This window comes from Micromonospora sp. NPDC051006, from assembly GCF_044456245.1.
Lineage (GTDB): Bacteria > Actinomycetota > Actinomycetes > Mycobacteriales > Micromonosporaceae > Micromonospora.
In genome coordinates this window covers 110,119-128,887 of sequence record NZ_JBITFP010000013.1, presented here as the reverse complement: position 1 = coordinate 128,887, position 18,769 = coordinate 110,119, and the positions used below count along the sequence as shown (strand labels likewise).

Here is an 18,769-nt window from a genome sequence, read left to right as displayed (position 1 = left end):
GCCGTCCGGCCGTGCCCCTCGTGTCGTTCTCCCCACCTCCGACCGCTCGTTGTCCGCCACGCCATCCGAGCTGGACCCACCAGCTGCGGAGCCTGTCGAACTGCCCCAGATATGGACCACGGCTGCGCCGCGGTGTCGTGCGGTGTCGTGCGGTGGCGCTATGGCTTCAGGCTCGTGCAGATGACCCGCCGTGTGGCCTTGAGTTGCCGCGCAGCTAGGGCCGCCTGGCCGTCGCCGCGCCGGCCATCGGTCGCCGCCGGGCCGGTGGTCCATATTTGGAGCAGTTCGACAGCGTCGGACCGGCGACCGGCGACCGGCGACCGGCGGCGGGACAAGGGCGGCCCGCAGGCGCGAGACATCCCGAGGAGACTGAAGTTTTCCTTCGTGTTGATCGGCAAGTATTGAAAGTTCTATTCGAACTCCGGTTGACTGTCGTCCATGCGTACCCGCAGACGATCCGCCCACCTCGCCGGCGTCCTGCTGTTGACGCCGCTGCTCACCCTGGTCGCCCCGGCGTCGGGCCCGGCCGCCGCCAGCCCCACCACCGCGAGCCCCGTCACGAGTCCGGGCACCGCGGCTCCCGTCGGTGTCGAGCCGGCCGACGGCCTGGAGACCGTGAAGACCAGCCGGCCGGTCGCCCCTGGCGTCCGGCTCACCTCGTTCGACCGGTACGACGCGGACGGGTGGCTGCGCGCCGACGCGCTGACCGCCGACCTCACCGGCGGGGTCACCGTCGACTATGTCAACTCGGGCGCGGTGAGCCGGGCCGAGCCGCTGCGCGGCGCGGTGGACCGGACCCGCGCGGTCGCCGCGGTCAACGGCGATTTCTTCGACATCAACAACTCCGGCGCGGCGCAGGGCGTCGGCATCCGCGACGGCGAACTGATCCAGTCGCCGGTCAGCGGGCACCACAACGCGGTCGCGGTGACCACCGAGGGGGTCGGCCGGGTGATCGAGGTCAACTTCGACGGCAACGCCACCCTGCCCACCGGCCCGGTCCCGCTCACCCAGTTCAACAACATGATCCAGGCCGACGGCATCGGCGCGTTCACCGCGCTCTGGGGGACGTACACCCGGGAGCGGGCCGTGGTCGGCGCGGCCCGCGTCACCGAGGTCGCCCTGGTCGGCGGCCGGGTGGCCGGTGTGAACCCGGTGGCCGGCAGCGGACCCATCGCCGCCGGCACCACCATCCTGCTCGGCCGGGACGCCGGCGCCGACGCGCTGGCCGGGCTGCGGCCCGGTGATCCGGTCGATGTGACCTGGCGGCCGAAGCCGTCCGACGGCAGCGACCTGCACGCCGCGGTCGGCGGCGGCAACGTGCTGGTCCGCGACGGCGCGGTGCAGAGCATCGCGGACGCGTCGCTGGCCCCGCGTACGGCGGTCGGCTTCACCGCCGACGGACGCAAAATGATCATGTTGACGGTGGACGGACGGCAGGTCGACAGCCGGGGCGTGACCCAGACCGAGATGGGCCGGATGATGGTCGAGTTGGGCGCGCACCACGCGCTGAACCTCGACGGCGGCGGCTCGTCGACGCTGCTCGCCCGGGAGCCGGGCGCGGCGGCGGTCCAGGTGGAGAACAGCCCCTCGGACGGCTCCGAACGCGCCGTGCCCAACGGGCTCGCCCTCTACGCGCCGCAGGGCAGCGGCCGGCTCAGGGGGTACTGGGTGGAGACGGCCAGCGATCCGAGCGCCGCGCCGGGGGTCTCCCCGGTCCGGGGTGGCCGGCCGGACCGGGTCTTCCCCGGGCTGACCCGGCGGCTCACCGCGGCCGGTTACGACGAGACGTACGGCCCGGCGGCCGGCAGGCCGAGCTGGCGAGCCGAACCGGCGGCGGGTGGTCGGGTGAGCGCCGACGGGGTGTTCCGCGCCCTGCGGCCCGGGCCCACCCGGGTCACCGCCGGCCGTGGCCAGGCCACCGGACACCTCGACCTCACCGTGCTCGGGCCGCTCGCCCGGATCGACTCCACAGTGGAACGCGTAGGCCTCACCGGGCGGGACGGCAGTGCGCTCCTCGGCGTGGTCGGCGCCGACGCCGAGGGGAACACCGCCCCGATCGAGCCCGCGGACCTGCGCCTGACGTACGACCACGACCTGCTGCGGATCGCCCCGAACGCTGACGGCGCGCTCAACGTGACCGCGCTGAAGGACTCCGGCGCCGGCCTGGTCACCGTCGAGGTCGGCGGGCGCAGCACGGTGGTGCCGGTGACCGTCGGGCTGACCGACCAGCCGGTGGCCAGCTTCGACGACGCGGCGGCCTGGAAGTTCAGCCAGGCCCGGGCGAGCGGATCGGTCGCGCCGGCGCCGGGACACACCGGCACCGGCCTGAAGCTGACGTACGACTTCAGCCAGTCCACCGGCACCCGGGCCGCGTACGCCGACCCGCCGGCCTGGATCGAGGTGCCCGGGCAGCCACAGGCGTTCGGCATGTGGATCCACGGCAACGGCAAGGGGGAGTGGCCCAGCCTGCACCTGCACGACGCGCAGGACACCCAGCACGTGCTGCGCGGCCCCTACATCACCTGGACCGGCTGGAAGTACGTCGAGTTCGCCGTGCCGGCCGGGGTGCAGTACCCGGTGCGGGTCCGGCGCTTCTACGTCGCGGAGACCAACGCCGCGGCCCAGTACACCAGCGAGATCGTCATCGACGACCTGGTGGCCAAGGTGCCGCCCTCGGTGGACGTGCCGGCCGAGCCGTCGGCCACCGACCGGGTGGTGGTCCGCGACGGGACGGTCGACCGTGCGCCCTGGCGCTTCGCGGTGCTCTCCGACGCCCAGTTCGTCGCGGCCGACCCGGACAGCGATCTGGTCGCCCAGGCCCGCCGGACGTTGCGCGAGGTCAGGGCGGCGAAGCCGGACTTCCTGGTGATCAACGGCGACTTCGTGGACACCGCGTACCCGGCGGACTTCGCGCTGGCCCGACGGATCCTGGACGAGGAGTTGGGTGACGAGCTGCCCTGGTACTACGTGCCGGGCAACCACGAGATCATGGGCGCGCCGATCAGCAACTTCCAGGCCGTCTTCGGGGACACCTCGCGGGTCTTCGACCACAAGGGCACCCGGTTCGTCACGCTGAACTCGTCCACCGGATCATTGCGCGGCGGCGGGTTCGACCAGGTGCGGATGCTGCGCCAGGCTCTGGACGCGGCGGCCGACGATCCGGCGGTCGGCTCGGTCGTCGTGCTGCACCACCACCCGCCGCGCGACCCGAGCCCGGCCGAGGCCAGCCAGCTCGGCGACCGCAAGGAGGCGGCGTTGCTGGAGCAGTGGCTGGCCGACTTCCAGCACCGCACCGGCAAGGGCGCGCTCTTCGTCGGCGGGCACGTCGGCACCTTCCACGCCGAGCGGGTCGACGGGGTGCCCTACGTGATCAACGGGAACTCCGGCAAGACACCGTCCACCCCGGCGGACCGCGGCGGTTTCACCGGCTGGACCGAGTTCGGTGTCGACCCGGTGAGCCCGGCCGAGGCCGACCGGGCCCGGCGGGACCCGCTGGCCGAGGGGCCGCGCTGGGTGGACGCCGAGATGCACGCGCACACCGACCAGCTCGCCATCGGGGCCCCGGCCGCTGTACGGGTCGGCGCCCCGGCGGCGGTCACCGCCACGATCACCCAGCCGGGCGGGCGGGCCGTCCCGGTGGCCGCGCCGGTGAGCGCCGACTGGTCTGCCTCGCCTGGCGTGCACATCGGGTCGGCGAGCGGGTTGCGTCCGTGGCACGTGGCCCGGTTCGATCCGGCCACCGGGACGCTGACCGCGCTGCGTCCCGGCGCGTCGCTGGTGCTGGCGGTGACCGTGAACGGCGTCCGCGCCGAAGCCAGCGTCACCACCGCCGCCCGGGCGGTCGCCCCGGCCGCCTGAGCCCGGGAGGGGCCCCGCGCCTCGGCCGGGGCCCCTCCCACCGGCCAGCCGGTGGGCGCCGGCCGGCCGCCGTCAGAAGTCGCCGTCGGCGACCTGGAAGACGGTGAGCCCGAGCGCCCGCCACATCCGCACCACCTGCATCCGGTCGTCGAAGACCCCGACCACCCGGTAGCGGCCGCGGATCTCCCGCTCGTAGATCTCCCGCTTGACCACCGAGTCCTTGCGCCGGTCGCCGACCGCCCGCAGGTGTAGCGCGAGATACGGCACCCGGACGTGTCGCTGCAGCCAGGCCTCCGTGTCAACCCGGGCCGAGGCGTCCCGGCCCGAGCAGAAGACCACCGCGTACCCGGCGGCGTGCATCGCCCGGACCGCGGCGATCACCGCCTCGTTCGGCTGGTCCTCGCCGACCCGGGTCATGTCGTACGGGCTGCGCGAGACGTTCAGCGCGACGGTGCCGTCGATGTCCACCAGGACGATCTCCGGCGCCCCGGCCGACGGTTCGTGCACCTGGGCAGGCCGGCCGGGGCGGGCCTCCGGCACGGGCAGCGGCAGGATCCGTCCGGCCAGATAGCGCTCGTGCAGCCGGCGGATGGCGGCCTCGCCGACCCGGTCGACCGCCGACCGCTCGGCGTCGCGGCGCAGGCACTCCTCCAGCGGCACGTCGGTGAAGTCGTGCACCTCGAACTCGGCGCCGTGGCGGGCGGCCAGTTCGGCCCAGTCCCGCAGCGTCCGGGAGCGCAGGTTGGTGTCGTCGACGCAGACGTCGGCCCGGGCCCGCAGCAGTGCCTCGACCTGGGCCCGCTGGACGGTCGTCACCTGCGCCTCAGCCCACTGGGTGAAGAGCCGCTCGCCGTGCAACATCCGGCGCAGGTCGTCCCGGTTGACCCGGACCACGGAGGGTTGCAGCGTCCGGGCGAAGGTGGTCTTTCCCGAGGCGGGCAGGCCCCGGGTCACGATCAGGCGTGGCATCCGCTCACCTCCGATGCGCCGTGCCCAACTCGCGCGCCAGGCGTGCCCCGCACGGGGTACGACGGGGCAACGCCACGGGCGGTGAATGCCCCGTCGGGCGGCGGGAATGCAAGACGGATGCCGGGCGTTGTCGGAGCTGGACCTGCTGTGCCGCCCGATTACGGGTCCGGCTGACGCCCATGGCACACTGGTCAATCGGCCACCGGTTCCGGTTCACGCCCGAGTCCGTCGCGTAGTCGCGGCGGGGAGATCAGCGGCGACCCGGCGACCACCAACGAGAGGACCGAGGCGACATGAAGCCCAACATCCACCCGGAGTACGTGACCACCGAGGTCCGCTGCTCCTGCGGCAACACCTTCACGACCCGCAGCACCGCCAAGGGCGGCGCGATCAGCGTCGAGACCTGCAGCGCCTGCCACCCTTTCTACACCGGTAAGCAGCGCGTGCTGGACACCGCCGGCCGGGTCGCGAAGTTCCAGCAGAAGTACGCCAAGGTTCAGGCCAAGAAGGCCAAGTAACTGCTCGTTCGGCGCCCGCGTCCGGTCTTGTGCCGGGCGCGGGCGTCGTCCGTATACCCGCCCGTCGGGCGTCCACCGGTGTCCCCGCCGTCGAAGGAGCATCCGCAGCATGAGCAGCGAGCGTCTGGCCAAGCTCCTCGACGAGTACGCGGACCTGGAGAAGCGGCTGGCCGACCCGGCCATCCACGCCGACCAGGGCACCGCGCGCCGGGTCGGCCGCCGGTACGCAGAGTTGGTCCCGCTGCACAAGGCGGCCGGTGAGCTGGCCCAGGCGCGCGCCGACCTGGCCGCGGCCCGGGAACTGGCCGCCGAGGATGCCTCCTTCGCCGCCGAGGCCGAGTCGATCGCGGCGTCCCTGCCGGCGCTCGAGGAGCGCCTGGCCGAGCTGCTGATCCCGCGCGACCCGCACGACGCCAAGGACGTGATCGTCGAGATCAAGGCGGGTGAGGGCGGTGAGGAGTCCGCGCTCTTCGCCGGCGACCTGCTGCGGATGTACACCCGCTACGCCGAGCGGCGGGGCTGGCTCACCGAGGTGATCGACGCCCAGGACTCCGACCTCGGCGGGGTCAAGGACGTCTCACTGGCGATCAAGACCAAGGGCGTGCCGGAGGGCGGCAACGGGGTCTGGTCCCGGCTCAAGTGGGAGGGCGGCGTGCACCGGGTGCAGCGCGTCCCGGTCACCGAGTCGCAGGGCCGGATCCACACCAGCGCTGCCGGTGTCCTGGTGCTGCCGGAGGCCGAGGACGTCGACGTCACGATCGACCCGAACGAGCTGCGGATCGACGTTTTCCGCTCGTCCGGGCCCGGTGGGCAGTCGGTGAACACCACCGACTCGGCGGTGCGGATCACCCACCTGCCGACCGGCATCGTGGTCTCCTGCCAGAACGAGAAGTCGCAGCTGCAGAACCGTGAGCAGGCGATGCGGATCCTGCGGGCCCGGCTGCTGGCCGCGGCCCAGGAGCAGGCCGACGCGGCCGCCTCGGACGCGCGCAAGGCGCAGGTGCGCACGGTGGACCGCTCGGAGCGGATCCGCACCTACAACTTCCCGCAGAACCGGATCACCGACCACCGGATCGGCTACACCGCGTACAACCTCGACCTGGCGCTCGCCGGTGACCTGGACGGGGTGCTGGACGCCCTCGGCGAGGCCGACCGCGCCGCCCGCCTGGCCGGCGACACCGAACTTGCCCGGCGCTGACGTCGCCCGCCGGCGACGTCAGGACGCCTTTGCGCGGGACTTTGCCTTCAGCATCTCCCGGTCGGCGACCTCGAAGGCGGTGCTCAGCGCGTCGCGCAGCGTCGGCCCGCCACCGGCGACCTCGGCGAAGCCGACGCTGACCCCGACCGGGGTGCCGGGGACCAGTGACTCCCAGTCCTCGCCGGCCACCGCCGCGCCGATCCGCCGGGCCACCTCGGCCGCCTCGGCCATTCCGGCCTCGGGCAGCACCACCACGAACTCGTCGCCGCCGTAGCGGGCCACGAAGTCGCCCCGGCGCATCACCCTGTTGATCACGCCGGCGATGCGCTGGAGCACCAGGTCGCCGGAGTGGTGCCCGTGCCGGGTGTTGACCGCCTTGAAGCCGTCCAGGTCGCAGACCCCGATCACGACGCGTTCGCCCCGGGCCACCACCGCGGCGATGTAGCGCTCCAGCCGGCGCCGGTTGGGCAGCCCGGTCAGCGGGTCGGTCAGCGCCTCACCCTCGTAGCGGGCGGCCTCCCGGCGCATCTCCTCGTGGTCGATCCGGGCCGCGATGCCGTCGATGTAGACGTCGCGCAGCCGGTCGTTGCGTTGCGCGGCGAGCCGGAAGGCCAGCCGGTCGGCCCGGTGCGCCGCCGCGTGATCGCCGGCCCGGGCCAGCGCGATGCTGCGCAGCCGGGCCGGCTCGGCCCCGCCCAGCGTCTCGTTGGCGACGTGGACGGTGTCCAGCCGGGCGACCGCCTCGATCGGCCGGCCGGCGGCGATGGCGAGGCAGACCTGGCCGAGATCGCGCATGTCCCGCGCGCGGGCGCTGTCCCCGCCGTGCGAGATCAACCGGGCCGGGTCGGCGTCGGTGCCGGACTCGATCCGGTCGCCGAGGGCGGCCCGGCGGGCGGCGGCGTAGCCGTACGCGGCGAGGCTGCTCGGGCGCAGCTGGCCGGCCCGACCGGCGCGGAGGAAGCGGCCGAGGTCGCTCGCCACGTCGCGCAGCACCCGCAGGCAGCCGTCGCTGTCGCCGTTGTGGTCCAGCGCGACGGCGTTGCGCAGCCGGATGCCCGGCGCGGCGAAGGTCTCCTCGGGGATCCCGGCGGTCAGGCCGAGCTGGCGGGCGCGTTCGATCGCGCCCAACGCGTAGCCGTGGAAGCTGAGGTAGGAGTAGGCCATCGCCAGGTCGTGCCAACCCCAGGCGGTGTCCCGGTCGGGGTCCTCCACCGCGCCCAGCGCCCGGGCGGCCCTGACCAGGTGGGTGACGCAGCGGTCGAGCGCGCCCTGGTGGTGTGCGGCGAGCGCGGCCAGCGCGTTGAGGTGCCCGTGCAGGTAGGGCTCGGCGAGGTCACGCACGGCCGTCGAGGCTTCCTCGATGGCCCGGGTGAACTCCGCCGTGCGTCCGAGATTGATCAGAGCGGAGAGACGCTGGACGAGGGCGTCGGCCCGGGTGCGCGGGTCGGTGGTGCCACGGAGCACCCGCTCCAGCACCGCGTACGCCTCGGCGGACCGGCTGGCCTCCTGCAACGCCCGCGCCTGCCTCAGCGCGTCAACCTGGTCATCGACCCGGTCGAGCCAACCCACCAGCGACCTCCTGTCGATGTGCGCCTGGACGCACCCGCGCGTGACGCGACCCGCGACGCTTCATGATTATGTCGTGACCACCTTGCCGCAACACCCCCCCGAAGGGACCAAACGGGTCCGGCCCTCGGTCGCGGTCGCCCGGGCGACCCGGATTCTCGCCACGGCCGGCGTGGAATCGGCCCGGGCCGAGGCCGAGTTGCTGGCCGGGCACGTGCTGGGGGTGTCCCGGGGGCGGCTGGCGCTGGCCGAGGGGTTCGACGACGACCAGCTCGCCACGTTCGACGCGCTGGTCGCCCGGCGGGCCGACCGGGAGCCGTTGCAGCACCTGACCGGCGAGGCCGCCTTCCGGCACCTGGAGCTGGCCGTCGGGCCGGGCGTCTTCGTGCCCCGGCCGGAGACCGAGCTGCTCGCCGGTTGGGGGATCGAACAGGCCCGGCGGGCCGGGTCGGGTGGGAACGCGCCGCTGGTGGTCGACCTGTGCAGCGGTTCCGGTGCGATCGCGCTCGCGGCGGCCCAGGAGGTGCCCGGGGCGCGGGTCGTGGCGGTGGAACGCTCCCCGGCGGCGCTGCGCTGGCTGCGCCGCAACGCGGCGGACCGGGCCACGGCGGGGGACCGGCCGATCGAGGTGGTCGAGGCGGACGTCACCGCGCCGGACCTGCTGGACGACCTGGTCGGCCGGGTGGACGTGCTGCTCTGCAACCCGCCGTACGTGCCGGCCGACACGGTCGTGCCGCCCGAGGTGGCCGGGCACGACCCGGCGGAGGCGGTCTTCGGCGGCGTGGACGGGCTGGCGGTGATCCGCCCGGTGGCCGCCCGCGCCGCGGTGCTGCTGCGCCCCGGCGGGTGGCTCGGCATCGAGCACGACGACACGCACGGCGCGGACGTGCCGGCGCTGCTCGTCGCGGACGGCCGGTTCACCGCCGTAACCGCGCATCGGGACCTGGCCGGGCGGCCCCGCTTCACCACCGCGTCCCGCCGGTCGGACGGCCGCCGCCCCGACCTCGGCCCGGCGTGGCAGACTGGCTCCTCGTGATGCTCTACGACTGCCGGTCACCCGCAGATCGCGACCGCGGCATCGCTGCGGCCATCGAGGCGGTAAAGAACGGCGAACTGGTCGTCCTGCCGACAGACACGGTCTACGGCATCGGCGCGGACGCTTTCACCCCGTACGCCGTCAAGGCGCTGCTCGACGCGAAGGGCCGGGACCGGCAGATGCCGCCACCGGTGCTGATCGGCTCCCGGCACACCCTCGACGGTCTGGTTTTCTCGCTGCCCCGGGCGGCCCGCGACCTGGTCGAGGCGTTCTGGCCGGGCGCGCTGACCATCGTCGTCGAGCACTCGCCGACCCTGCAGTGGGACCTCGGCGACAAGACCGGCACGGTGGCGGTACGGATGCCGCTGCACCCGGTGGCGCTGGAGGTGCTGCGGGAGACCGGCCCGATGGCCGTCTCCTCAGCCAACAAGACCGGCCAGCCGGCCGCGGTCACCGCCGAGGAGGCGCGGGACCAGCTCGGCTACTCGGTCCGCGCCTATCTGGAGGCGGGCCCCTGCCCGGACCCGGTGCCGAGCACGATCGTGGACCTCACCGGCGAGGTGCCGCGGCTGCTGCGTCAGGGCGCGATCCCCCTGGAGAAGCTTCGCGACGTGGTGCCGGACATCGTCGAGGGGGCCTAGGTGCCGCCGTTCACCGTCCTGCACGTCTGCATGGGCAACATCTGCCGGTCGCCGATGGCCGAGCGGCTGCTCGCTGTGGCGGTGCGCGAGCGGATGGCCCGGCGCGGTCTGGACCCGGCCGGCGGTGACGACCTGCTGCACAGCCACAGCGCCGGCACCGGCGGCTGGCACGCGGGTGAGGAGATGAATCCGCCGGCGGCCCGGCAGGTCACCACCCGTGGCGGTGACGTCGCCGGGTTCGCCGCCCGCAAGCTCCGCTCGGAGCACATCGACGCCGCGGACCTCGTCCTCACCGCCACCGCCGACCAGCAGGAGTACGTGCTGGCGCTGCGCCCCGACGCCGCCGAGCGCACCTTCGTGCTGGGCGAGTTCGGCCGGTTGCTGGGGTCGGTGGACACCGCCGGGCTGCCGCCGGGCGAGGCGACCCCGGAGGCGGTGTACGCCCGGGGCGTGGCGCTGGTGGCGGCGGCGCACGCCGGCCGCCGGGGTTCGGCGGTGCTGTCCACCGACGACCTGGACGACCCGTGGGGTCGCGGCGACCAGTGTTTCAGCCGGGTGGCGGACGAGATCGAGGAGACGGTACAGCCGCTCGCGGCTGCCCTTCTGCCCTGACTGTCCGCCTCGCGAATTTCCTCCGGGTTTGCGGAAAACCGGCGGCTAACAGGACTTTCGGGGTCATTCTGAACGGGTCCTAGCGTGACCGGCTCCTGCGGGGAGAGCTGATGACCCGGGCCCATCTCGACAAAGTGCTGACCGTACTGATCGCCGGCGTGCTGGCCGGAGTGGTGCTGGCGGCGGCCGCCCTGCCGGTCGCGCTGGTGTTCGGGATCGGCTTCAGCGCGCTCTCCACGCCCTACTCGGAGCTGCCGAACACGCTGCGAACGCCGCCCACCGCCCAGCGCTCCAACCTCTACGCCAACGACGGCACCACCCTGATCACCTCCTTCTACCAGGAGGACCGGGTGGACGTGCCGCTGCACGACGTCGCGCCGGTGATGCGCCAGGCGATCGTGGCCGCCGAGGACGTCCGCTTCTACCAGCACAGCGGCGTCGACCTGCGCGGCGTGGCGCGCGCGTTCACCGTCAACCAGCGCGACGGCGAGACCCGGCAGGGCGCCTCGACGCTGACCATGCAGTACGTCCGCAACGTGCTGCGCAGCGATGCCCGGCTCACCGAGCAGCAGCGCGAGGCGGCCACCGAGGTGACCACCGCCCGCAAGGTCCAGGAGATGCGCTACGCGCTCGCCCTGGAGCGGGAGCTGAACAAGGAGGAGATCCTCACCCGGTATCTGAACATCGCCTACTTCGGCGCCGGGGCGTACGGGATCGCGGCGGCGAGCAAGCGGTACCTCTCGAAGACGCCAAAGGAGCTCACCCTCGCCGACGCGGCGCTGCTGGCCGGGCTGGTGCGCTCGCCGCACACCGACGACCCGATCAACGGCGACGCCGACGCGGCGCTCGACCGGCGGGCGTACGTGCTGGACCGGCTGGTGGAGTCCGGCCAGGTCCCGGCCGAGCAGGCGGCGGCGGCCAAGACCGAGCCGCTGAAGCTGCGCCCGAGCGCCACCCCGAACGACTGCACCGCCGTGCCCGAGGAGCGCAACGACTGGGGCTATTTCTGCGACTGGTTCACGCGGTGGTGGGCGGCGCAGCCGGCCTTCGGCGCGACGGCGGACGAGCGGCAGCGCACCCTGCGCCGCGGCGGCTTCACGATCGTCTCGTCGCTGGACCCGGCGGTGCAGCGGACCACCGTCGAGCAGGTGCGGCGGGTCTACCCGGTGAACGACCGGCGGGCGGCGCCGACCGCGGTGGTCCAGCCCGGCACCGGTCGGGTGCTCGCCATGGCGGTGAACCGCAACTACAGCGTGGCCGAGAACCCGGCCGGGCAGAAGAACCACCCGAACACGGTCAACCAGCTGGTCGCCGGCGGCGGCACGATCGAGGGCTACCAGGGCGGGTCGACGTTCAAGCTCTTCACCATGCTGGCCGCGCTGGAGGCCGGCCTGCCGTTGCAGACCGAGTACGACGCCCCGGGCCGGCTGCTCACCGAGTATCCGGTGACCGGGCCGGCGAGCTGCGACGGCCGCTGGTGCCCGGAGAACTCCTCCGCGTCGATGGACGGGCGGCAGACCATGTGGAGCGCCTTCGGCCGCTCGGTGAACACCTACTTCGCCTGGCTCACCGAGCGGGTCGGCGCGGACCGGGTGGTGGAGATGGCCGAGCGGCTCGGCATCGTGTTCCGGTCCGACGCCGACGCCCGGCTGGCCCGGTACGGCGCGAAGAACTGGGGCCCGTTCACCCTCGGCGTCTCCGCCACCACCCCGCTCGACCTGGCCACCGCGTACGCCACGGTGGCGGCGGAGGGGACCTGGTGCGCGCCGTCCCCGGTGGTGTCGATCAACGACGCGGCGGGCCGGCCGGTGGAGGCCGCCCAGCCGGACTGCCGCCAGGTGCTCGACACCGACGTGGCCAGGGCGGCTGCCGACGCGGCCCGCTGCCCGGTCGGCGACCAGTCGATGTACCACCGGTGCGAGGGCGGCACCGCGGAGGGGCTACGCAAGCGGCTCGGCCGGCCGGTGGCCGGCAAGACGGGCAGCTCCGAGCGGTACGAGACGGAGACCGTGGTCGCCTTCACCCCGCAGTTGGCGGTCGCCTCGCTGGCGGCCAACCCGGACGACCCGCGGGACGCGGTCGGTCGGGCGGTGCAGGATCAGCTGGTGCAGGTGGTCGGCGAGGTGCTCTCGTTCGGCCTCCGGGATCAGCCGGTGCGCGACTTCGTACCGCCCAGTGAGCGGACCGCCCTGCAGGTCACCGGCGCTCGGACGGGGAACTGACGACCCCCGCGTCCTGCTCCGCGCCGCGCGCGATGTTGCGGGCCATGCCGCCGAAGATCGCCGCGTGGAACGGGGCCACCGCGCCCCAGTAGGCGTGCCCGGCCAGCCCGCGCGGCAGGAACACCGCGCGCTGCTGGTACCGGCTGCGACCGCCGTCGGCGGGCAGTGCCCGCATCTCCAGCCAGGCCCGGCCGGGCAGCCGCATCTCCGCGCGTAGCCGCAGCAGCTCACCCGGGACGATCTCCTCCACCCGCCAGAAGTCCAGCGCCTCGCCGACCTGGAGCCGGTGCGGGTCGCGCCGGCCCCGGCGCAGCCCCACCCCGCCGATCAGCCGGTCCAGCCAGCCCCGGACGGACCAGGCCAGCGGGAAGGAGTACCAGCCGTGCTCGCCGCCGACCCCCTCGATGACCCGCCAGAGCGCCTCCGGTGACGCGTCCACCGCCCGCTCCCGGTGGTCGGTGTAGGCGGTGCCGCCCGACCACGCCGGGTCGCTCGGCAGCGGTTCGGCCGGCGCGTCCGGGCCGCTCGCGTTCGACCAGCGGGTCTCCACCTGGGCGTCGCGCACCATTTTCAGGGCCAGCTCGACCGCCTGGTCGAAGCCGGTCAGCCCGCCCGGCGGGTCGGGGATGTACCGGGCGATGTCGTGCTCCGTGGCGACCGCCTCGTGGATCAGGCTCTCCACCAGCGGCCGGGCGATCGCGTTCGGTACCGGGGTGACCAGCCCGACCCAGTGCGAGGAGAGCGACGGGGTCAGCGGCCGTACCGGCACGATGATCCGTCGGGGCAGCCCGGCGACCCGGGCGTAGCGCTGCATCATGTCGCGGAAGGTGAGCACGTCCGGCCCGCCGATGTCGAACCCCCGGTTGACCTCGGGCGGCAGGTTGGCGCAGCCGACCAGGTAGCGCAGCACGTCGCGCACCGCGATCGGTTGGATCCGGTTGCTCACCCAGCGCGGGGTCACCATGACCGGCAGCCGCTCGGTCAGGTAGCGCAGCATCTCGAACGAGGCCGAGCCGGACCCGATGATCACCGCCGCCCGGAGCACCGCGGTCGGCACCCCGCTCGCCAGCAGGATCCGCGCCACCTCGGCCCGGGAGCGCAGGTGCGCCGAGGGCTCGTCGTCCGCCGCCGGCTGCGGCCCGCCGAGGTAGACGATCCGGCGTACGCCGGCGGCCCTGGCCGCGGCCGCGAAGGACTCCGCCGCCTCCCGGTCGGCCGACTCGAACCCGGCCTGGCCGAGCGAGTGCACCAGGTAGTACGCCACGTCGACGTCGGCGAACGCGGCCGGCAGGGTCTCCGGCCGACGCAGGTCACCCTCGACGATGTCGACCGCCGCGGCCCAGGGCACATCCCGCAGCCGGCCGGCGTGTCGGGCCAGGCAGCGCACCTGGTGACCGTCGGCCAGCAGCCGGGGCGTCAGCCGCCCGCCGATGTAACCCGTCGCGCCCGTGACGAGGCATCTCATGGTTCCCAGTCTGCGGCCCCATAGACTCCTTCGTCGTGGACACCGTGACGAGCACCTTCTGGGGGCCGGATTTCGACCAGCTCCGGGCGACCGATCCCGAGATCGCCGGGGTGGTGCTCGGCGAGCTGGACCGGCTGCGCGGCGGGTTGCAGCTGATCGCCAGCGAGAACCTCACCTCGCCCGCGGTGCTGGCCGCGCTCGGCTCGACGCTGACCAACAAGTACGCCGAGGGCTATCCGGGCCGGCGCTACTACGGCGGGTGCGCCGAGGTGGACCGGGCCGAGGAGATCGGCATCGCCCGGGCCCGGGACCTGTTCGGCGCCGAGCACGCCAACCTCCAGCCGCACTCCGGCGCGAGCGCCAATCTGGCCGCGTACGCCGCCCTGGTGCAGCCGGGTGACACGGTGCTGGCGATGGAGCTGCCGCACGGCGGCCACCTCACCCACGGCAGCCGGGTGAACTTCTCCGGCAAGTGGTTCGACACGGTGGGCTACACGGTCCGGCGGGACACCGAGCTGATCGACTACGACGAGGTCCGGGACCTGGCCCGCGCCCACCGGCCCAAGATGATCATCTGTGGCGCGACCGCCTATCCGCGACTGATCGACTTCGCCCGGTTCCGGGAGATCGCCGACGAGGTCGACGCCTACCTCATGGTGGACGCGGCACACTTCATCGGACTGGTCGCCGGTGGGGCCATCCCGTCGCCGGTGCCGTACGCCGACGTGGTCTGCTTCACCACCCACAAGGTGCTCCGCGGGCCGCGCGGCGGCATGATCCTCTGCCGCGAGTCGCTGGCCCAGCGGATCGACAAGGCGGTCTTCCCGTTCACCCAGGGCGGGCCGTTGATGCACGCGGTGGCGGCCAAGGCGGTGGCCCTGCGCGAGGCCGCCCAGCCCGAGTTCCGGTCCTACGCCGCCCAGGTGATCGGCAACGCGCAGGCGCTCGCCGCCGGGCTGGCGGCCGAGGGGATGCGGCCGGTCTCCGGCGGCACCGACACCCACCTGGCCCTGATCGACCTGACCGGGACCGGGGTGACCGGGGCGGACGCCGAGGCGCGCTGCGACGCCGCCGCGATCACCCTGAACAAGAACGCCATCCCGTACGACCCGCAGAAGCCGATGGTCGCCTCCGGCATCCGGGTGGGCACGCCGAGCGTCACCACCCAGGGCATGCGGCAGGGGGAGATGCGCCAGATCGCCGCGCTGATCGCCCGAGCGGTCCGGGCCGACCCCGCGGCGCCCGGTGGCGCCGACGAGCTGGCCCGGGTCGGCGCCGAGGTGGCCGACCTGGTCGCGACGTTCCCGGCGTACCCCCGTGGCTGAGCCGGGGGCCCGCGCGGCGGAGGCGGCCGAGGACCGGGGCTGGCGACTGCGTCACCTGCCGGTGCTGCTGATCGCCTCGGCGGTCATGGCGGCGGTCGCGGCGGTGGTCGGCGGGGTCGTCGGCTCCGCCGACGCGGCGCTCGGCGCCGCCGTCGGGGTGGCCGTCACCGCGCTCAGCTACACGCTCACCACCGTGGTGCTGGCCTGGGCCGACGCCCGCGACACGCAGCTGGTGCTGCCGTTCGGCCTGGGCCTCTACGTCGCCAAGTTCACCCTGCTCGGCGCCGTGATGGTCGCGGTGGCCGCGACCGGCTGGCCCGGCCTGATCCCGCTCTGCCTGGGCATCGCCGCCGGCGTGGTGGTCTGGACCGGGGTGCACATCTGGTGGCTGACCACGGTCCACGCTCGACGCGTCCGCGGCTGAGCTAGCTGGACGGACACCGCCCGTCCCACCTTTCGGGCACGCCGCCGATGTGTCCTCGATCGGTCATTCTCTCGCTGCCCGAAGGGGAGTAGCGTGCCCCGGAGAAGACTTCGCCCACCCGTGTCCCACACAACCAGGTTGTGCGGGGGGTGAGGCACAGCCTCGTCCACCCGACTGATATCGTTCGCCCCGTCATGGCCGGTGACCAGAAACCCCCCAACACTGGCGGCTCGGGCGACGTTCCGTCCGGTGCCGGCCAGGGTTGGACCGCGCTCAGCTACCTGATCGCGGGGATGCTCGTCTGGGGCTTCGTTGGCTGGCTGGTCGACCGGTGGCTCGACACCGGTGGTGTCGCCACCGGAATCGGCATCGTGCTCGGTATGGCCGGGGGAATCGTCCTGGTCATCCGTAAGCTCGGCACGCCTCAATAGGAAGGGACGCGGTGTTCGGACAGGCGAACGTCCTGGCACAGGGCGAGGTCACATTCCCACCCAGCGTGGAGGACTTCTACCTGCCCAGCATCCTGCCCTGGGGTGCGCACAACTCTTACTGGTTCACCAAGATCACGTTCATGGTGTGGCTGGCGGTCGGGCTCCTGATCCTGTTCTTCCTGGTGAGCTACCGCAAGCCGCAGCTGGTGCCGACCAAGAAGCAGTGGTTCGCCGAGTCGATCTACGGCTTCGTGCGGAACAACATCGCGGTCGACATGATCGGGCATGCGGGTGTGCGATTCGCGCCGTACTTCACCACGCTCTTCTGCTTCATCCTGGTGACCAACTTCTTCGCGATCGTGCCGCTGTTCCAGATCTCGCCGAACTCGCACATCGCCTTCCCGGCGTTCCTCGCGGCGATCAGCTACGTGCTCTTCATCTACGCCGGCATCAAGCACCACGGTGCGGGCAAGTTCTTCAAGAACTCACTGATCCCGCCGGCGCCGTGGTACATCCTGCCGATCCTGGTCCCGATCGAGGCGTTCTCGACGTTCCTCGTCCGGCCGTTCTCGCTCGCCGTCCGTCTCTTCGCGAACATGTTCGCCGGCCACATGCTCCTGCTGGTGTTCACCCTCGGCGGCTTCGCGATGCTCAACGCCAACGCCCTGCTGGCGCCGATCTCGGTGCTCTCCTGGGTGATGACCGTGGCGCTCACCTTCCTTGAGTTCCTGGTGATCGTCCTGCAGGCCTACGTCTTCACGGTGCTGACCGCCAGCTACGTGCAGGGCGCGCTCGCCGACGAACACTGATCCACCTCGCACCAACCGTTGTCGTCCCGCGTGAGAGTCACGCGTGATAACCAGGAGGAACCACACCAATGGACGCTAGCGTTCTCGCCGCGGTAGAGGGCAGCACCGCCGCCATCGGCTACGGCCTCGCGGCCATCGGCCCGGGCATCGGCGTCGGCCTGGTCTTCGCCGCCTACATCCAGTCGACCGCCCGCCAGCCCGAGTCGTCCCGGATGACCCTGCCGTACGTCTGGATCGGCTTCGCCGTCATCGAGGCGCTGGCCCTGCTGGGCGTCGCGTTCGGCTTCGTCTGGTCTGGCGCCTGATCCCGTCTGAGTTGACCGGGAGGTCTCCATGTTCCTGATCGCCGCAGAAGGCGGTGAGACCAGCCACAACCCGATCCTTCCGCTCTGGCAGGAGATCGTGGTCGGTGGCATCGCCTTCATCGTGCTCTGCTTCGTGCTGATGAAGTTCGTCTTCCCCCGGATGGAGCAGACGTTCCAGGCGCGGGTCGACGCGATCGAGGGTGGCATCAAGCGGGCCGAGGCCGCCCAGGCCGAGGCCAACCAGCTGCTTGAGCAGTACCGCGCGCAGCTCGCCGAGGCGCGTACCGACGCCGCCAAGATCCGGGACGACGCCCGGGCCGACGCCGAGGGCATCCGCCAGGACATCCTCGCCAAGGCGCGGGAGGAGTCCGACCGGATCATCGCAGCGGGCAAGGACCAGCTCGCCGCCGAGCGGGCCACCATCGTGCGCGAGCTGCGCACCGAGGTCGGCACCATCGCGGTGGACCTGGCCAGCAAGATCGTCGGTGAGTCGCTCGCCGACGAGGCGCGGCGCAAGGGCACCGTCGACCGGTTCCTGAGCGGCCTCGAGAGCGCGGGGGCCCGCTGATGCAGGCCGCCAGCCGGGAGTCGTACAAGATCGCGGCCGAGCGCCTCGACGCGTACGTCCGCGGCGCGGAGCCGTCGGCGGTGGCCACCACCGCCGACGACATCCTCTCCGTCGCCGCCCTGCTGCGGCGGGAGCCGCGGCTGCGCCGGGCGCTCGCCGACTCGGCCCGCTCCGGCGAGGACCGGGCCGGCCTGCTCGACGGGATGCTCCGCGGCAAGGTCGGCGCGGACGCGCTCGACCTGCTCGGCGCGCTGGTCTCCGGCCGGTGGTCGACGCCGTCGGAGCTGCTCGACGCCACCGAGCGGCTGGGCGTGGCGGCGCTGCTGGCCAGCGCCGACTCCGCCGGCGACCTCGGCGAGGTCGAGGACGAGCTGTTCCGCTTCGGGCAGGTCGTCGCCAGCTCCCCGCAGCTGTCCAGCGTGCTCTCCGACCCGATGGCCCCCGCCGAACAGCGGGCGACCCTGGTCGACCAGCTGCTCGCGGACAAGGCCCGGCCCGTCACCAGCTATCTCGTCGGCTTCGCGCTGACCGGCTTCGGCGGACGCTCCTTCGCGGGCGCGCTCACCCGGCTGGTCGAACTCGCCGCCGAGCGGCGGGACCGGCAGGTGGCGTACGTCACCGTGGCGGCCCCGTTGAGTGACGAGGAGGAGCAGCGGCTGGGCGCTCGGCTCTCCGCCATATACGGTCGGGAGGTATCCGTTCGACAGACGGTGAACCCCGACGTCCTGGGTGGCGTGAGCGTGCGGGTCGGCTCCGACCTGTACGACGGCACCATCCTGCGCCGCCTCAACGAGACCCGCAACGCGCTCGCGAAGCGCTGAC

Annotated in this window: 17 protein-coding genes; 14 read left to right on the top strand and 3 right to left on the bottom strand. The window is 73.1% G+C overall.

Features of this window, described 5'->3' with window-relative positions; translation table 11 throughout:
• Positions 1–438: 438 nt before the first annotated feature.
• On the top strand, positions 439–3,858 hold the full coding sequence (locus tag ACIBBA_RS20650) for a phosphodiester glycosidase family protein (protein WP_396699357.1): 3,420 nt from the start codon (positions 439–441) through the stop codon (positions 3,856–3,858).
• 72 nt (positions 3,859–3,930) lie between these two features.
• Here ACIBBA_RS20650 and ACIBBA_RS20645 read toward each other — a convergent pair whose 3' ends face one another.
• Complete coding sequence (locus tag ACIBBA_RS20645) at positions 3,931–4,827, bottom strand: AAA family ATPase (RefSeq protein ID WP_396699355.1); 897 nt, start codon at positions 4,825–4,827, stop codon at positions 3,931–3,933.
• A gap of 293 nt (positions 4,828–5,120) precedes the next feature.
• On the opposite strand from ACIBBA_RS20645, the gene rpmE reads away from it, so the two are divergent.
• Positions 5,121–5,345 carry a 50S ribosomal protein L31 gene (rpmE, locus tag ACIBBA_RS20640; protein ID WP_013288272.1) on the top strand — a complete coding sequence of 75 codons (225 nt, stop codon included), beginning with the start codon at positions 5,121–5,123 and terminating at the stop codon, positions 5,343–5,345.
• Positions 5,346–5,454: 109 nt separating this feature from the next.
• Positions 5,455–6,543: a peptide chain release factor 1 gene (gene prfA / locus ACIBBA_RS20635; protein ID WP_357051682.1), complete on the top strand. Its 1,089-nt coding sequence runs from the start codon at positions 5,455–5,457 to the stop codon at positions 6,541–6,543.
• 18 nt (positions 6,544–6,561) lie between these two features.
• Here the strand turns inward: prfA and ACIBBA_RS20630 are convergent, their stop codons facing one another.
• Entirely contained in the window at positions 6,562–8,112 is a 1,551-nt protein-coding gene (locus ACIBBA_RS20630; RefSeq protein WP_396699352.1) for a diguanylate cyclase domain-containing protein, read from the bottom strand.
• A 73-nt stretch (positions 8,113–8,185) separates the two neighbouring features.
• On the opposite strand from ACIBBA_RS20630, the gene prmC reads away from it, so the two are divergent.
• The 4 genes from prmC (at position 8,186) to ACIBBA_RS20610 (ending at position 12,620) form a co-directional block, all read left to right on the top strand.
• Positions 8,186–9,145, top strand: coding sequence for a peptide chain release factor N(5)-glutamine methyltransferase (gene prmC, locus ACIBBA_RS20625; RefSeq protein ID WP_396699349.1), 960 nt, complete (start codon positions 8,186–8,188; stop codon positions 9,143–9,145).
• Positions 9,145–9,786, top strand: a complete 642-nt coding sequence (locus ACIBBA_RS20620) for an L-threonylcarbamoyladenylate synthase (RefSeq protein ID WP_357052250.1) — start codon at positions 9,145–9,147, stop codon at positions 9,784–9,786. The genes prmC and ACIBBA_RS20620 overlap by 1 nt, the downstream gene beginning before the upstream one ends.
• Positions 9,787–10,398, top strand: a complete 612-nt coding sequence (locus tag ACIBBA_RS20615; RefSeq protein WP_396699347.1) for a phosphotyrosine protein phosphatase — start codon at positions 9,787–9,789, stop codon at positions 10,396–10,398.
• 110 nt (positions 10,399–10,508) lie between these two features.
• Positions 10,509–12,620 carry a transglycosylase domain-containing protein gene (locus tag ACIBBA_RS20610; RefSeq protein ID WP_396699345.1) on the top strand — a complete coding sequence of 704 codons (2,112 nt, stop codon included), beginning with the start codon at positions 10,509–10,511 and terminating at the stop codon, positions 12,618–12,620.
• Here the strand turns inward: ACIBBA_RS20610 and ACIBBA_RS20605 are convergent.
• On the bottom strand, positions 12,595–14,085 hold the full coding sequence (locus ACIBBA_RS20605; protein ID WP_396699343.1) for an SDR family oxidoreductase: 1,491 nt from the start codon (positions 14,083–14,085) through the stop codon (positions 12,595–12,597). The genes ACIBBA_RS20610 and ACIBBA_RS20605 overlap by 26 nt on opposite strands.
• A 35-nt stretch (positions 14,086–14,120) precedes the next feature.
• Here ACIBBA_RS20605 and glyA point away from each other — a divergent pair, with 35 nt between their 5' ends.
• The 7 genes from glyA (at position 14,121) to ACIBBA_RS20570 (ending at position 18,768) form a co-directional block, all read left to right on the top strand.
• Positions 14,121–15,410: a serine hydroxymethyltransferase gene (glyA, locus tag ACIBBA_RS20600; RefSeq protein WP_396699341.1), complete on the top strand. Its 1,290-nt coding sequence runs from the start codon at positions 14,121–14,123 to the stop codon at positions 15,408–15,410.
• Entirely contained in the window at positions 15,403–15,834 is a 432-nt protein-coding gene (locus ACIBBA_RS20595) for a hypothetical protein (protein WP_350871800.1), read from the top strand. Before glyA ends, ACIBBA_RS20595 begins: the two co-directional genes overlap by 8 nt.
• 194 nt (positions 15,835–16,028) lie before the next feature.
• Complete coding sequence (locus tag ACIBBA_RS20590) at positions 16,029–16,265, top strand: AtpZ/AtpI family protein (RefSeq protein ID WP_396699339.1); 237 nt, start codon at positions 16,029–16,031, stop codon at positions 16,263–16,265.
• 11 nt (positions 16,266–16,276) lie between these two features.
• Positions 16,277–17,074, top strand: a complete 798-nt coding sequence (gene atpB, locus ACIBBA_RS20585) for a F0F1 ATP synthase subunit A (protein ID WP_350871804.1) — start codon at positions 16,277–16,279, stop codon at positions 17,072–17,074.
• A gap of 68 nt (positions 17,075–17,142) precedes the next feature.
• Positions 17,143–17,379, top strand: coding sequence for an ATP synthase F0 subunit C (locus ACIBBA_RS20580; RefSeq protein ID WP_091595532.1), 237 nt, complete (start codon positions 17,143–17,145; stop codon positions 17,377–17,379).
• A 28-nt stretch (positions 17,380–17,407) separates the two neighbouring features.
• Positions 17,408–17,947, top strand: coding sequence for a F0F1 ATP synthase subunit B (locus ACIBBA_RS20575; RefSeq protein ID WP_357051710.1), 540 nt, complete (start codon positions 17,408–17,410; stop codon positions 17,945–17,947).
• On the top strand, positions 17,947–18,768 hold the full coding sequence (locus ACIBBA_RS20570) for a F0F1 ATP synthase subunit delta (protein ID WP_396699336.1): 822 nt from the start codon (positions 17,947–17,949) through the stop codon (positions 18,766–18,768). Before ACIBBA_RS20575 ends, ACIBBA_RS20570 begins: the two co-directional genes overlap by 1 nt.
• The last annotated feature ends 1 nt before the right edge of the window (position 18,769 follow it).